The organism is Streptomyces sp. NPDC048751, assembly GCF_043198595.1.
Lineage (GTDB): Bacteria > Actinomycetota > Actinomycetes > Streptomycetales > Streptomycetaceae > Streptomyces.
The window spans coordinates 188,385-200,723 of the sequence record NZ_JBICUX010000002.1; the positions used below are offsets into that span (position 1 = coordinate 188,385).

Annotated in this window: 18 protein-coding genes; 9 read left to right on the plus strand and 9 right to left on the minus strand. The window is 69.8% G+C overall.

Going from position 1 to position 12,339, the window contains the following annotated elements:
- The first annotated feature begins 20 nt into the window (after positions 1-20).
- Genes ACGFNV_RS07720 through ACGFNV_RS07730 form a run of 3 tightly spaced genes read left to right on the plus strand, consistent with a single transcriptional unit; the run spans position 21 to position 2,766 of the window.
- Positions 21-986 (plus strand): ABC transporter substrate-binding protein, encoded by a 966-nt coding sequence (locus ACGFNV_RS07720; RefSeq protein ID WP_393620298.1) that lies wholly within the window; start codon positions 21-23, stop codon positions 984-986.
- A gap of 38 nt (positions 987-1,024) precedes the next feature.
- On the plus strand, positions 1,025-1,963 hold the full coding sequence (locus ACGFNV_RS07725) for an amino acid ABC transporter permease (protein ID WP_393620299.1): 939 nt from the start codon (positions 1,025-1,027) through the stop codon (positions 1,961-1,963).
- Positions 1,964-2,013: 50 nt separating this feature from the next.
- Entirely contained in the window at positions 2,014-2,766 is a 753-nt protein-coding gene (locus tag ACGFNV_RS07730; protein ID WP_393621449.1) for an amino acid ABC transporter ATP-binding protein, read from the plus strand.
- Between the two features lie 68 nt (positions 2,767-2,834).
- Here the strand turns inward: ACGFNV_RS07730 and ACGFNV_RS07735 are convergent, their stop codons facing one another.
- Positions 2,835-3,605 (minus strand): class I SAM-dependent methyltransferase, encoded by a 771-nt coding sequence (locus tag ACGFNV_RS07735; protein WP_393620300.1) that lies wholly within the window; start codon positions 3,603-3,605, stop codon positions 2,835-2,837.
- 100 nt (positions 3,606-3,705) lie between these two features.
- On the opposite strand from ACGFNV_RS07735, the gene ACGFNV_RS07740 reads away from it, so the two are divergent.
- Complete coding sequence (locus tag ACGFNV_RS07740) at positions 3,706-4,353, plus strand: CGNR zinc finger domain-containing protein (RefSeq protein WP_393620302.1); 648 nt, start codon at positions 3,706-3,708, stop codon at positions 4,351-4,353.
- Here the strand turns inward: ACGFNV_RS07740 and sodX are convergent.
- Positions 4,239-4,691, minus strand: coding sequence for a nickel-type superoxide dismutase maturation protease (gene sodX / locus ACGFNV_RS07745; RefSeq protein ID WP_393620304.1), 453 nt, complete (start codon positions 4,689-4,691; stop codon positions 4,239-4,241). The two genes, ACGFNV_RS07740 and sodX, sit on opposite strands and share 115 nt — an antisense overlap.
- Before the next feature lie 145 nt (positions 4,692-4,836).
- Here sodX and sodN point away from each other — a divergent pair, with 145 nt between their 5' ends.
- A complete protein-coding gene (gene sodN / locus ACGFNV_RS07750; RefSeq protein WP_133927143.1) occupies positions 4,837-5,232 on the plus strand; it encodes a superoxide dismutase, Ni in 396 nt (131 codons plus the stop codon).
- A 135-nt stretch (positions 5,233-5,367) separates the two neighbouring features.
- On the opposite strand, the gene ACGFNV_RS07755 is transcribed toward sodN, so the two are convergent.
- From ACGFNV_RS07755 to ACGFNV_RS07770, 4 genes are all read right to left on the minus strand, one after another.
- Entirely contained in the window at positions 5,368-6,186 is an 819-nt protein-coding gene (locus ACGFNV_RS07755; protein WP_393620306.1) for a class I SAM-dependent methyltransferase, read from the minus strand.
- A gap of 69 nt (positions 6,187-6,255) precedes the next feature.
- Positions 6,256-7,167, minus strand: coding sequence for a polyphosphate kinase 2 (gene ppk2 / locus ACGFNV_RS07760; protein WP_393620308.1), 912 nt, complete (start codon positions 7,165-7,167; stop codon positions 6,256-6,258).
- 63 nt (positions 7,168-7,230) lie between these two features.
- Positions 7,231-7,467 (minus strand): hypothetical protein, encoded by a 237-nt coding sequence (locus tag ACGFNV_RS07765; RefSeq protein WP_133927146.1) that lies wholly within the window; start codon positions 7,465-7,467, stop codon positions 7,231-7,233.
- Positions 7,468-7,485: 18 nt separating this feature from the next.
- The gene (locus ACGFNV_RS07770) at positions 7,486-8,640 is read right to left on the minus strand and encodes an anion permease (protein WP_393620310.1); all 1,155 of its coding nucleotides are present in this window, start codon (positions 8,638-8,640) and stop codon (positions 7,486-7,488) included.
- A 102-nt stretch (positions 8,641-8,742) separates the two neighbouring features.
- Between ACGFNV_RS07770 and ACGFNV_RS07775 the strand changes: the two genes are divergently transcribed.
- The 3 genes from ACGFNV_RS07775 to ACGFNV_RS07785 all read left to right on the plus strand — a co-directional run bounded on the left by ACGFNV_RS07775 (position 8,743) and on the right by ACGFNV_RS07785 (position 10,422).
- Positions 8,743-9,135: a helix-turn-helix domain-containing protein gene (locus ACGFNV_RS07775; RefSeq protein ID WP_393620311.1), complete on the plus strand. Its 393-nt coding sequence runs from the start codon at positions 8,743-8,745 to the stop codon at positions 9,133-9,135.
- Positions 9,136-9,207: 72 nt separating this feature from the next.
- Positions 9,208-9,624, plus strand: a complete 417-nt coding sequence (locus tag ACGFNV_RS07780) for a VOC family protein (protein WP_133927149.1) — start codon at positions 9,208-9,210, stop codon at positions 9,622-9,624.
- Between the two features lie 42 nt (positions 9,625-9,666).
- Positions 9,667-10,422 (plus strand): VOC family protein, encoded by a 756-nt coding sequence (locus ACGFNV_RS07785; protein ID WP_393620313.1) that lies wholly within the window; start codon positions 9,667-9,669, stop codon positions 10,420-10,422.
- A gap of 47 nt (positions 10,423-10,469) precedes the next feature.
- Here the strand turns inward: ACGFNV_RS07785 and ACGFNV_RS07790 are convergent, their stop codons facing one another.
- From ACGFNV_RS07790 to ACGFNV_RS07800, 3 genes are all read right to left on the minus strand, one after another.
- Positions 10,470-10,730: a hypothetical protein gene (locus ACGFNV_RS07790; RefSeq protein ID WP_393620315.1), complete on the minus strand. Its 261-nt coding sequence runs from the start codon at positions 10,728-10,730 to the stop codon at positions 10,470-10,472.
- A gap of 73 nt (positions 10,731-10,803) precedes the next feature.
- Entirely contained in the window at positions 10,804-11,010 is a 207-nt protein-coding gene (locus tag ACGFNV_RS07795; RefSeq protein ID WP_393620317.1) for a hypothetical protein, read from the minus strand.
- 26 nt (positions 11,011-11,036) lie between these two features.
- A complete protein-coding gene (locus tag ACGFNV_RS07800; protein WP_393620319.1) occupies positions 11,037-11,621 on the minus strand; it encodes a dihydrofolate reductase family protein in 585 nt (194 codons plus the stop codon).
- A 119-nt stretch (positions 11,622-11,740) separates the two neighbouring features.
- Here ACGFNV_RS07800 and ACGFNV_RS07805 point away from each other — a divergent pair, with 119 nt between their 5' ends.
- Positions 11,741-12,331 carry a TetR/AcrR family transcriptional regulator gene (locus ACGFNV_RS07805; RefSeq protein WP_393620321.1) on the plus strand — a complete coding sequence of 197 codons (591 nt, stop codon included), beginning with the start codon at positions 11,741-11,743 and terminating at the stop codon, positions 12,329-12,331.
- The last annotated feature ends 8 nt before the right edge of the window (positions 12,332-12,339 follow it).

Sequence of the window (12,339 nt, forward strand, 5' to 3'; positions counted from 1 at the left end):
ATCCGCCGGAGGAACCCAAAATGACCGCAAGCTCCACCCGTCGTACGACCGCCGCGCGCTCCCGGCTAGCAGCGGTCGGTGCAATCGCGGTCGCGGGCACCCTGCTCCTCGCCGGCTGCGGTGACCAGACCAAGGACTCCGGTTCGAAGAGCAGCGACACCGCCTCCGCCTCGAGTTCGGCCCCGCTCGCCGACAAGCTGCCCCAGGCCATTCGCGACAAGGGCGTCATCAAGGTCGGCTCGGACATCGCGTACGCGCCGGTCGAGTTCAAGGACAGCTCCGGCAAGACGGTCGGCATCGACCCGGACGTCGCCGACGCGCTGGGCAAGCAGCTCGGCGTGAAGTTCGAGTTCGAGAACGGCACGTTCGACACCCTGATCACCGGTCTGCGCTCCAAGCGCTACGACATCGCGATGTCCGCGATGACCGACACCAAGGGCCGCCAGGAGGGCGTCGACGCCGAGACCGGCAAGAAGGTCGGTGAGGGCGTCGACTTCGTGGACTACTTCACCGCCGGTGTGTCGATCTACACGAAGAAGGGCGACGACCAGGGCATCAAGACCTGGTCCGACCTGTGCGGCAAGAAGATCGTCGTGCAGCGCGGCACCGTCTCCGAGGACATGGCCAAGGCCGAGTCCAAGAAGTGCGCCGGCGGCAAGAAGATCGCCATCCAGGCCTTCGACAACGACCAGCAGGCCCAGACGCGCCTGCGCGCGGGCGGCGCCGACGCCGGTTCCTCCGACTTCCCCGTCGCCGCGTACGCCGTGAAGACCTCCGGCGGCGGCAACGACTTCCAGATCGTCGGCGAGCAGGTCGAGGCCGCCCCGTACGGCATCGCGGTCGCCAAGAACAACGCCCAGCTGCGGGACGCCCTGAAGGACGCGCTGGACGCGATCATCAAGAACGGTGAGTACGACAAGATCATCCAGAAGTGGGGCGTCGCCGACGGCGCCGTCAAGGAAGCCGTCGTCAACGGCGGCAAGTGACCGCAAGATCCGCAAGCGGGCACTGAAAGGCAACACCCGTGACTGTTGACACCCACAAGACGACGGGACCGGCAGACACGCCCCCGGCCGGACCGGAGGCCATCAAGGCCATCCCGGTCCGGCACTACGGGCGGTACGTCTCCGCCGTCGTCGCCCTCGCCCTCCTGGGCGGGGTCGTTTACGCGTTCTCCCAGGGCAGGATCAACTGGGGCGCGATCCCGGACTACTTCTTCAACGACCGCATCCTCAGCGGCGTGGGCAAGACGCTCCTGCTGACCGTCCTGTCCATGGTGATCGGCATCCTCGGCGGCATCCTGCTCGCCGTGATGCGGCTGTCGAAGAACCCCGTCACCTCGGCCATCGCGTGGTTCTACATCTGGTTCTTCCGCGGTACGCCGGTCCTGGTGCAGCTCATCGTCTGGTTCAACCTGGGCCTGGTCTTCGAGTACATCAATCTCGGACCGTTCTACAAGGACGAGTGGTCGGACTTCATGACCCCGTTCCTGACCGCGCTGCTCGGCCTGGGCCTGAACGAGGCCGCGTACATGGCCGAGATCTGCCGTGCCGGTCTGCTCGCGGTCGACGAGGGTCAGACCGAGGCCGCGCACGCGCTGGGCATGAGCCACGCCAAGACGCTGCGCCGGATCGTCATCCCGCAGGCGATGCGCGTGATCGTGCCGCCGACGGGCAACGAGGTCATCAACATGCTGAAGACGACCTCGCTGGTGTCCGTCGTCCAGTACTCCGAGCTGTTGCGCGTCGCCCAGGACATCGGCCAGGTCTCCGGCGCCCCCGCCGAGATGCTGTTCCTGGCCGCGGCCTGGTACCTGCTGCTGACCTCGGTCTTCAGCGTCGGCCAGTACTACCTGGAGCGGTACTACGCCCGCGGCGCCACCCGGTCGCTGCCGCCGACGCCCCTGCAGAAGATCAGGGCCAACCTCCTGTCGCTCGGCCGTCCGAAGGGAGGCATGGCATGACCGAGAAGCTCAGCAAGACGGAGACTCCCGTGAAGGAGTCGACCCAGTTCATGGTCAAGGCCGAGGGCGTCCACAAGTCGTACGGCCTGATCGAGGTCCTCAAGGGCATCGACCTGGAGGTGAGGTCCGGCGAGGTGTTCTGCCTCATCGGCCCCTCCGGCTCCGGCAAGTCGACCTTCCTGCGGTGCATCAACCACCTCGAGAAGATCAACGCCGGGCGGTTGTACGTCGACGGGGAGCTGGTCGGCTACCGCCAGAAGGGCGACAAGCTGTACGAGCTCAAGGACAGCGAGGTCGCCCTGAAGCGCCGGGACATCGGCATGGTCTTCCAGCGCTTCAACCTCTTCCCGCACATGACGGCGGCGGAGAACGTCGTGGAGGCCCCAGTCCAGGTCAGGGGCGTCAGCAAGGCCCAGGCCAGGGAGCGCGCGATGCAGCTCCTGGAGCGCGTGGGCCTGGCCGACAAGGCCAAGAGCTACCCCGCGCAGCTCTCCGGCGGCCAGCAGCAGCGTGTGGCGATCGCCCGAGCCCTGGCGATGGACCCGAAGCTGATGCTGTTCGACGAGCCGACCTCGGCCCTCGACCCGGAGCTGGTCGGCGACGTCCTCGACGTCATGCGCGACCTCGCCGAGTCCGGGATGACGATGGTCGTCGTCACCCACGAGATGGGCTTCGCCCGCGAGGTCGGCGACAGCCTGGTCTTCATGGACGGCGGTGTGGTCGTCGAGGCCGGCAACCCGCGCGAGGTGCTGACCAACCCGCAGCACGAGCGGACGCAGGCGTTCCTGTCGAAGGTGCTGTAACCGACGTCAGAAGGGGCGGTACGGGATCCCCGTACCGCCCCTTACGCGTCCTCGCGGCCCGAACCGGTCTACTTCAGGGCGAGCAGGAGCGTGTCCGAGGGCGAGGCCCACACCGCGCGCGCCTCCGCGAAGCCCTTCTCGCGCAGTACGCGCGCGTGCCAGGTCGCGGAGGGCGTGTCGCCGTCGGCGTGTTCGCCGTAGATCTCGAAGCGTGCGGCCGTGGGGCCGGCGAGGACGGGGTCCTTGGCGGCGAGCTGCCACCAGTCGGCCCAGTCGAGGGCGCCGCCCTGCTTGGCTTGTTCCATGCGGGCGTGCCGCTGTGCGCGCTCGGCCGCGTTGATCCTGGGGGTCGTCTCGTCGATCATGTGGTCCGCGTTCATGAAGACACCGCCGTCGCGGACGAGCTCCGCGACCTGACCGTAGAGGGTCGCGAGGGGTTCGCTGTGCAGCCAGTGCAGGGCCGTGGCGGTCAGGACGGCGTCGTAGGAGTCGTGCGGCAGCTTCGCCGGCCAGTCGGGGTCCTTGAGGTCGGCGGTGACGAGGGAGACCCGTTCGTCGCCCGTGAAGGTGCCCTCGGCGATGGCGAGGAGCGCCGGGTCGAGGTCGACGCCGGTGCTGGTGGCCTCCGGGAACCGGGCGAGGACCCGGGCGGTGATGCTGCCGGTGCCGCAGGCGAGGTCGAGGACGCGCGGTGCGGTGCCGACCAGGGCCTCGACCATGTCGAGCATGACCCGGAAGCGTTCCTCGCGGTCCGGCATGTACCACTCCTGCTGCCGGTCCCAGCTCTCCTGCCAGGCCGGCCAGTCGGCGCCGGTCGTGGTCATGTGCGCGTCCGTCATCGAAACCCTCCACCAGATATGTCGCGTAATACCCTGGAAGCACGACCGTCTGTTACCCGACCGCAGTCACGACCATAGAGCGCCGCCGTAAGGACTACAAGTGGAACTGGCCTATTACTCGGACTATGCCGTACGGCTCGTGAACAGCGAGGAGCCGTTGCGCGGCACGGACACGCTCACCTCGGTCGAGGCGGTCCGCGACCTCTTCGGTCCCGGCCAGCAGAGCGCCCGCCGCGCCTCCGACGCGGACGTGACGCGGTTCCGTGCGGTCAGAGGCCGGCTGCGCGCGGTCTTCGAGGCGGCGGACTCCGGCGACGAGACCCTCGCCGTGGACCTGCTGAACTCCCTGCTGCTGGAGTTCCCGGTGAGCCCGCAGATCTCCGGGCACGACTTCCGCGACGACGACGGCCGCCCGCTGTGGCACATGCACCTGGCGGACCATCCGTCCAACGTCACCGCGGGCTACGCCGCCATCGCCGCGATGGGCCTGGCCTTCCACCTGACCGAATACGGCGTCGACCGCCTGGGCCTGTGCGAGGCCGCCCCCTGCCGCAACGCCTACCTGGACACCTCGACCAACCGCTCCCGGCGCTACTGCTCCGACCGCTGCGCCACCCGCGCCAACGTGGCCGCCTACCGCGCCCGCAAGCGCCAGGAGGCCGACCGCTCGGAACGGGCCGCGCGGCCCGCACGCACCGGCCTGGCCGCCGACAGCGCCCAGCGCACCAGCGCGAACGGCGAGCGCTGAGCCGGCCCCAGCGGCCGGAACCGGAAGCGGACCCTGCCCAGGATCAGCTCGTCCGGCACGGTCCCGTAGTCCGTGCTGTCACCCCCGGCGTACGCGTTGTCCCCGAGCACCCACCAGCCGCCCTCGCGCCGCTCGCTGGCCCGCTTGACGACGAGCAGGTCCTGCTGGAAGGGGTGGCGCAGGACGACCACGTCCCCGGCCCTGATCCTCGCTCCGTACTGCACCACCAGCTGGTCCCCGTGGTACAGCGTGGGCACCATGGACGGCCCGGTCACCTCGGCCAGCCCGAAGGGCACCGCCGACCTCCCCCGCTCGGTCTCCTGCGACAGCTCCGGCATCCCCGGCACCTCCCCGGTCCGTTCCTCTCCCAGTCTCAGTCTCGCCCCGGACTTTTGTCCTAAGCCCAAGGGGGCACTCGCGAAAACCGCTTCCGCAGGGAGTAATGTCCCACCTGAGAAGACGATCACGAGGAAGGAATGCTCCATGCTTTCCCGCCTGTTTGCCCCCAAGGTCAAGGTCAGCGCACACTGCGACCTGCCCTGCGGTGTGTACGACCCGGCCCAGGCCCGCATCGAGGCGGAGTCGGTGAAGGCCGTCCAGGAGAAGATGGCCGCCAACGACGACCCGCACTTCCAGGCGCGTGCCACCGTCATCAAGGAGCAGCGCGCCGAGCTCGCGAAGCACCACGTCTCGGTGCTCTGGAGCGACTACTTCAAGCCCCCGCACTTCGAGAAGTACCCCCAGCTCCACCAGCTCGTCAACGACACCCTGAAGGCCCTGTCGGCCGCCAAGGGCTCCACCGACCCGGCGACGGGTGAGAAGGCCCTGCAGCTCATCGCCGAGATCGACAAGATCTTCTGGGAGACCAAGAAGGCCTGACGGCAAGGCTGCTCCCCGGACCGGCGGTCGGTGCATCACCGCGGGCGAGGGGATCATGAAGGGGCCGGTCCATGAGCGACCGGCCCCTTTCGTGATGCGTGACCGCCTCTACGGCCCGCTGAGCCGTGCGTCGGCTCACCGTCGGCAGACCAGCAGGCCGGCCCGGCAGGTGACGCGGAACGAACCGGTGCGGACGATGTGGTCGGCGACGATGGCGCGGGCCCGCTCGACGGTTGCCTCGAAGGGGGCCTCGTACTGGTCGGCCCAGGCCCGGTAGGAGGTCAGGTAGGCGACGATCGGCGCGGGGTCGTGGACCGTGACGACGCCGGGCAGAGCGAGTGTCTCCACCTGCCGGAACTCCGCCCGCAGCAGGGCCGGCGCCCGTTCCAGGGTGAAGCGGTCGCTGAACACCAGGCGGTCCGGGCCGCGGCCGGTGCCGAGGACGTCGGCGGCGGCCCGCTGCCACAGCTCGTCCAGTTCGGCCTTGTCGCGCTCGCCGTTGGTGGAGACGAGCACCGGCCCGGCCCGCCGCACCACCCGGGCCAGCTCCGCGACCGCGCCGGGGATGTCCGGAACGTGGTACAGCATGTGCATCGCCAGGACCGCCCCGGCACTCTCGGACGCCAGCGGCAGCCGCCCGGCGTCCGCCACGGCCACCGGCCCCGGAACGTCCGCGAGGATCCCGGGCGAGAGGTCCAGGCCGAGGACGGTCAGATCGGGCCGCTCGGCACGGATCCGCCGTACGAACGTGCCGTTGCCGCAGCCGACGTCCACCACGCTCCCGCGTACCCCGGCCAGTCGCTCGGCCGCGAGGCCGGGAAGGTCGTAGCGGGGCGTCCGCCGGCGGTGGAACGCCTGCCGGGCGGCCAGGTCCCGGCCGCTCCGGTAGGCGCTCCCCGCCAGCCGCTCCCGGTCGGTGAGGGCGGTCTCACGTGCGTCGGACGGTTCGGTCACGAGGGTGAGCGAACCGCAGCCGCGACCGGTCCGACAAGGGCGCCGGGCGGTTGTCGGCCACGGCGTCCGTCAGCTCACACCGTTGTCGGCCGTGTCGTCCTCCCCCGCCTCCAGGAGCCCCGCCGCCGCACCGACGATGCGCGGGTCCGGGGTGCCGACCACGTCCTCGGCCTTGTCGGAGTAGTCGAAACGGGCCAGCACGCTGCGCATGGCCTCCACGCGCGCCCGCTTCTTGTCATTGCTCTTGACCACCGTCCACGGCGCGTACGTCGTGTCCGTCTCGCGGAACATGGCGACCTTGGCCGCCGTGTAGTCGTCCCAGCGGTCCAGTGAGGCGAGGTCCATCGGGCTGAGCTTCCACTGCCGTACGGGGTCGATCTGCCGGATCGTGAAGCGGGTGCGCTGCTCGCTCTGCGACACCGAGAACCAGAACTTCACCAGGTCCACGCCGTCGTCCACGAGCATCCGCTCGAACAGCGGCGCCTGGCGCATGAAGCGCTGGTACTCGTCGTCGGTGCAGAAGCCCATGACCCGTTCGACACCGGCCCGGTTGTACCAGGAGCGGTCGAACAGCACGATCTCGCCCGCGGTCGGCAGCTGTTCGACGTACCGCTGGAAGTACCACTGCCCGCGCTCGCGTTCGGTCGGCTTCTCCAGTGCCACCACCCGTGCGCCGCGCGGGTTGAGGTGTTCGGTGAACCGCTTGATGGTGCCGCCCTTGCCGGCCGCGTCGCGGCCCTCGAAGACGATGACGAGCCGGCGTCCCGTTTCCTTGATCCAGCTCTGCAGCTTCAGCAGCTCGATCTGCTGGAGCCGCTTGTGCAGGTCGTACTCGTTGCGCTCCATGCGCTGCCGGTACGGGTAGTTCTCCCGCCAGGTGTCGACCGGGCTCCCGTCCGGCCGGACGAGCACGGGGTCGTCGTGGTCGCTGTAGTCGACCCGCAGATCCGCCAGCGCGGACAGCAGGGGCGGCGTCGTCATCCCGTCCTACCTCCCGGTCTCGAGGTACACGTCTCGAAGGCATACATCTCTGACGCACACCTCTCAGTGGAACTGCGGCACGATCAGATAGATCCCGTACGCCACCACCGCCGCGCAGGCGAGGAAGCACAGGCCCGCCTGCGCGAGGCCGAGCGGGGAGCCGGCGCCGCCCTGTCGTTCCTGCGCCCCCTCGAAGCGGGCCAGGCCCAGCACGCCGAGGGCGAAGACGACGACCACGGCGACGGTGACTCCGACGCTCACCGCGGTGACCTGGCCGAGTGCGGTCCAGTCGATGCTCATGCTGTGAACTCCCCTGAATCAGGCGGCGGTTCCGACGCCGGCCGGCTCCGCGGTACGGAGGGTGACCTCGTGGGCGTCGTTGACGTTGTGCGCGCTCACGGGGTTGCGGCGGGAGATCAGGACGATGCCGCCGGCGAGGGCGACGCCCACCAGGGCCACGACCACCGTGCCGAGGTTCCCGCCGTGCGTGACCGCGCTCGCCGCGACCCCGCCGACCAGTGCGGCTGCGGGCAGCGTGATCAGCCAGGCGAGCGCCATGCGCCCGGCGACGCCCCAGCGCACCTCCGCCAGCCGCCTGCCGAGCCCCGCGCCGAGGATGCTGCCGGAGGCGACCTGGGTGGTGGACAGGGCGAAGCCCAGGTGGGCGGAGGTGAGGATGACGGTCGTGGAGGCCGTCTCGGCGGCGAACCCCTGCGGGGACTGGATCTCGGTCAGCCCCTTGCCCATGGTGCGGATGATCCGCCAGCCGCCCAGGTAGGTGCCGAGGCCGATCGCGAGGCCGGCCGAGGCGATCACCCACACCGGCGGACCGGCGTCGTGGCCGAGCGCGCCGGCCGAGATCAGGGTCAGCGTGATGACGCCCATGGTCTTCTGGGCGTCGTTCGTGCCGTGCGCCAGGGAGACCAGCGAGGCCGAGGCGATCTGCCCGGCCCGGAAGCCCTTCGTGACGGACTTCTCGCGGGCACGGGCGGTGAGCCGGTAGGCGAGGTACGTCGCGATGAGCGCCGCCACGCCCGCCACGAGCGGCGAGGCCACGGCGGGGATCAGTACCTTCTCGACCACCTTGTCGAAGTGCACGCCGTGCGAGCCGGCGCCGACCCAGACCGCTCCGATCAGCCCGCCGAACAGCGCGTGCGACGAACTCGACGGCAGTCCCACCAGCCAGGTCAGCAAGTTCCACAGGATCGCCCCGACCAGCCCCGCGAAGATCATCCCCGGGGTGACGAGGGCGTCGTCCACGATGCCGCCGGAGATCGTCTTGGCGACCTCGGTGGACAGGAAGGCGCCGACGATGTTGAGAGCTCCGCTCACCAGCACCGCTGTTCTGGGTTTCAGCGCGCCGGTGGCGATGGACGTGGCCATCGCGTTCGCCGTGTCGTGGAATCCGTTGGTGAAGTCGAAGGCCAACGCCGTGACGATGACCACCGCTACCAGGAGCGTGATGTGATCCATTCCTTTATGCGAACAGCCTCAGACCAATGCGCGGCGAACTGCGGGCAAAGGCTGTTCCAGAACCCCGCGCGCACTCGGTGGAGACCGTGCGACCCTGATGTGGTGAACACCGAGGAACTGGTCCGGCTGCGGCGGGCACGGGACCGGATCGACCGCGAGTACGCCGAGCCTCTGGACGTTCCCGCACTGGCCCGCACCGCGCTCATGTCCCCCGGCCACTTCCAGCGCAGCTTCCGCCGGGCCTACGGCGAGACGCCCTACGCCTGTCTGATGACCCGCCGCGTCGAACGCGCCAAGGCCCTGCTGCGCCGCGGCGACCTGACGGTGACGGAGGTGTGCCTCGCGGTCGGCTGTACCTCGCTGGGCTCCTTCAGCTCCCGTTTCACGGAGCTGGTGGGCGAGACGCCGAGCGCGTACCGGGCCCGGTCGCACGAGGCCGGCGCTGTGATCCCGCCGTGCGTGGCGCGGACGTACACCCGTCCCAGGCGGTTCTAAGGGCTGTCCCGTTGTCCCTGGCGGATCAGCGTGCGCCCGCCAGGGACAACGGGACAGGCCTAGGCTCGGGTCATGGACCTGAAACTCCACCAGTGCTTCATCGCCGTCGACGATCACGACAAGGCGCTGCACTTCTACTGTGACGTCCTGGGCCTGGAGGTCCGTAACGACGTCGGTTTCGAGGGGATGCGCTGGGTGACCGTCGCCTCCCCGCTGCAACCGGACGTGGAGATCGTCCTGGAGCCCCCGGCCGCCAGCCCGGACTTCTCCCCCGCCGACCGGCAGGCGATGGCCGAGCTGCTGGCCAAGGGAGTGCTCCGCGGTGTCATCTTCACGACCACCGACTGCGACGCGCTCTACGCCAAGGTCGAGGAGGCCGGCGGCGAGGTGCTCCAGAGCCCGACGGACCAGCCGTACGGGGTGCGGGACTGCGCGTTCCGGGACCCGGCCGGCAACGTACTGCGGTTCCTGGAGCGCCCGCGGGGGTGACGCGCGCGACGGGCGGCCCCGTCGCCGCCCTACGATCTCTCCATGCCCCAACCCATCCTGTGGACCCATGCCTTCATCGACCGGCCCCTGCAACTCTTCGACCCCGCCTGCGCGTTCTGGTCGGCCGTCACGAACACGCGACTGTCCCGGCTGCGCGGCGACCGGCAGGAGTTCGTCACCCTGGTGCCGGCCGCTGCCGACGCCTGTGTGAAGGTGCAGGGCGTCCTGTCGGGTGAGGGCGGCGCGCATCTCGACTTCGCGGTGGACCATGTCCCGGAGTTCGTGCGGGCGGCGCTGGAAATGGGCGCCGAGCTCGTGACCGACCACGGGCGGTGGGCGGTCCTCGGCTCGCCGGCCGGGCTTCTGTTCTGCGTCGGTCCGTGGTGGCACGGGGAGTCGGTCCGGCCGCCGGTGGTGCGCCGCAGCCGGCTCGACCAGGTGTGCGTCGACGTGGCGCCCTCCGTCTACGACGCCGAGGTCGACTTCTGGAGCGAGCTGCTGCCCGGCTGGGACTCCCTGTCCGGCTCGCTCCCCGAGTTCCACGTGATCGCGCCGCCGCCCGGGCTGCCGATCCGCATCCTCCTCCAGCGCATCGGCGAGGAACGCCCCGCCTCCGCCCACATCGACCTGGCCTGCGCGGACATCGAGGCGACCCGGGCCCAGCACGAACGGCTGGGCGCGAGCCTGGTCGCCCGCGAACGGCACTGGACGGTCATGCGGGACCCGGCGGGCGGCACGTACTGCCTGACGGGCCGCGACCCGATCACGGGCGGGCTGCCACGCCGGACGGGCGGATAGGACGACGGCACTCCGGCGGTCGCCCAGGCGGGCTCACATCCGCTCGGCTAGCGGATCGTCGCGTACGCGCAGAGGATCTGTTCGCCCTCCCGCGCCGCCGTCTCCGCCGGGCAGGGCAGCTCGGTTGCGTCCAGCTGCAGCAGCGGGGCAGGCGCCTCGCTCGGGTCGTAGTTCTCCCAGACGTACGGCCCCGGCGGCTCGGCCGAGTCCTGCAACCAGAGCGTGAGCCCGCCTCCGACGGCGACGGTCACCGCCCATCCGACGACGATCCAGCGCCACCACCGGCGGCGTCCCCCCGTGTCCGTCACTCCCGCTCCTTCGGCCCACCCACCTGACGGCAGTTCGAGACCAGGCTAGGGCCAACGCTCGTGATCAATACACCTAGTCCCCCGGCGAGAACGTGTGCTGCTGTTCCGCGGCGGACCGTACCTCGGGGTGGGCCCCCTCGACGACGTGCGCGTCGCACTGGGGGTTCCGGCAGGGGCCGGCGACCCATTTGGGGACCCAGGCACCCAGCGTCTTGTGGCGCCGGACGACCGTCTCGACGGGCTGTCCGCAGGCGGGACAGACGTGTCCTTGACTGTCCATGTCCTCAGCCTAGGACGCGAGCGGACTCAGCGCTTCCTGCTGTACGTCCGCACCACTGTGCCGTTGCCGAAGGCGCGCACCTCGTCGAGGGTGAACTCCGTGACGGCGAAGTCCGAGCCGAACATCGGCATGCCCGTGCCGTAGACGATCGGATAGCTCTTGATCACCAGCTCGTCGATCTCGTCGAGCAGCGCGCCCGCGACCTGCGCACCTCCGCACAGGTAGATGCCGAGCTCGCCCTCCTCGGCCTTCAGTTCGCGCACCTTGCCGACCAGGTCGTCCGCGATGATCTCGACGTTCGGGTCGGGCGACTCGCCCAGGGTGCGCGAGGCGACGTACTCGCGCAGATGGGCGTAGGGGCTGGTGACGCCCTGCTTGAGGGCCTCGTCGTAGCTGGCCCGGCCCTGGATGAGGGTGTCGAACCTCTTGTTGGGCAAGTCGTCGAAGCCGAGGGACCTGCGTCCCGGGGTGAAGGCGGTTTCCGGGTACTCCGTCTTGAGGAACTCGAGGAACTCCTCGTCGACGAAGGGGTACATCGCCGAGGCGTCACCGTTCACGTCCCCGATGAAGCCGTCGAGCGAGCAGGCGATGAAGTACGTGAGCTTTCGCAAGCCGGTCTCTTTCCGTAGGGTGTGTGAACCACGTCAGTTGTAGTACTTCAGCTGTAGTGGTTGCAAGGGATTTCCCGAAACGGATCAAGCGACGGATCAAGTGGGAGAAGGGATTCCGCATGGCCGGCAATCCGGAGCGCCGTGCCGCCCTCGTCGACGCGGGGGTCGAGGTGCTCGCACGCGAGGGGGCACGCGGGCTGACGTTCCGCTCGGTCGACGCCTCGGCCGGGGTGCCGGTGGGCACCGCCTCCAACTACTTCACCAACCGCGACGACCTGCTGCGCCAGATCGACGCCCGGCTGCACGTACGGCTGGCGCCCGACCCCGGGGTGATGGGCGCGCTGTTGACACGGCCGAGGGACCGCTCGCTGGTCACGGCGTTCATGCACGACCTGATGGCGCGCGCGACCAAGGACCGCACCGGATATCTGGCCCTGATGGAAATGCGCCTGGAGGCCACCCGCCGTCCGGAACTGCGGGCGTCGTTCACCAAGTCGGTACGCGGGGACCTCGACGAAGCCCTGGAATTCCACCGCGGCGCCGGGCTGCCCGGCGGGGACGAGGCCGTCACCGTGCTCTACCTGGCGATGCTCGGCCTGCTCCTGGAGCATCTGACCCTGCCGGACGTACTGGACGGGGTACTGCCGGGCGTCAGCGTGCCGGAGGGACTGGTGGAACGGATCGCGGCGACGATCCTGCCGGAGGAGTAGGCGCCGCC

Coding starts and splice junctions, on each gene's coding strand:
- ACGFNV_RS07720 (WP_393620298.1), top strand. CDS start 21: ATGACCGCAAGCTCCACCCGTCGTACGACCGCCGCGCGCTCCCGGCTA.
- ACGFNV_RS07730 (WP_393621449.1), top strand. CDS start 2,014: ATGGTCAAGGCCGAGGGCGTCCACAAGTCGTACGGCCTGATCGAGGTC.
- ACGFNV_RS07735 (WP_393620300.1), bottom strand. CDS start 3,605: ATGACGGACGCGCACATGACCACGACCGGCGCCGACTGGCCGGCCTGG.
- sodX (WP_393620304.1), bottom strand. CDS start 4,691: ATGCCGGAGCTGTCGCAGGAGACCGAGCGGGGGAGGTCGGCGGTGCCC.
- sodN (WP_133927143.1), top strand. CDS start 4,837: ATGCTTTCCCGCCTGTTTGCCCCCAAGGTCAAGGTCAGCGCACACTGC.
- ppk2 (WP_393620308.1), bottom strand. CDS start 7,167: ATGACGACGCCGCCCCTGCTGTCCGCGCTGGCGGATCTGCGGGTCGAC.
- ACGFNV_RS07765 (WP_133927146.1), bottom strand. CDS start 7,467: ATGAGCATCGACTGGACCGCACTCGGCCAGGTCACCGCGGTGAGCGTC.
- ACGFNV_RS07770 (WP_393620310.1), bottom strand. CDS start 8,640: ATGGATCACATCACGCTCCTGGTAGCGGTGGTCATCGTCACGGCGTTG.
- ACGFNV_RS07780 (WP_133927149.1), top strand. CDS start 9,208: ATGGACCTGAAACTCCACCAGTGCTTCATCGCCGTCGACGATCACGAC.
- ACGFNV_RS07785 (WP_393620313.1), top strand. CDS start 9,667: ATGCCCCAACCCATCCTGTGGACCCATGCCTTCATCGACCGGCCCCTG.
- ACGFNV_RS07795 (WP_393620317.1), bottom strand. CDS start 11,010: ATGGACAGTCAAGGACACGTCTGTCCCGCCTGCGGACAGCCCGTCGAG.
- ACGFNV_RS07805 (WP_393620321.1), top strand. CDS start 11,741: ATGGCCGGCAATCCGGAGCGCCGTGCCGCCCTCGTCGACGCGGGGGTC.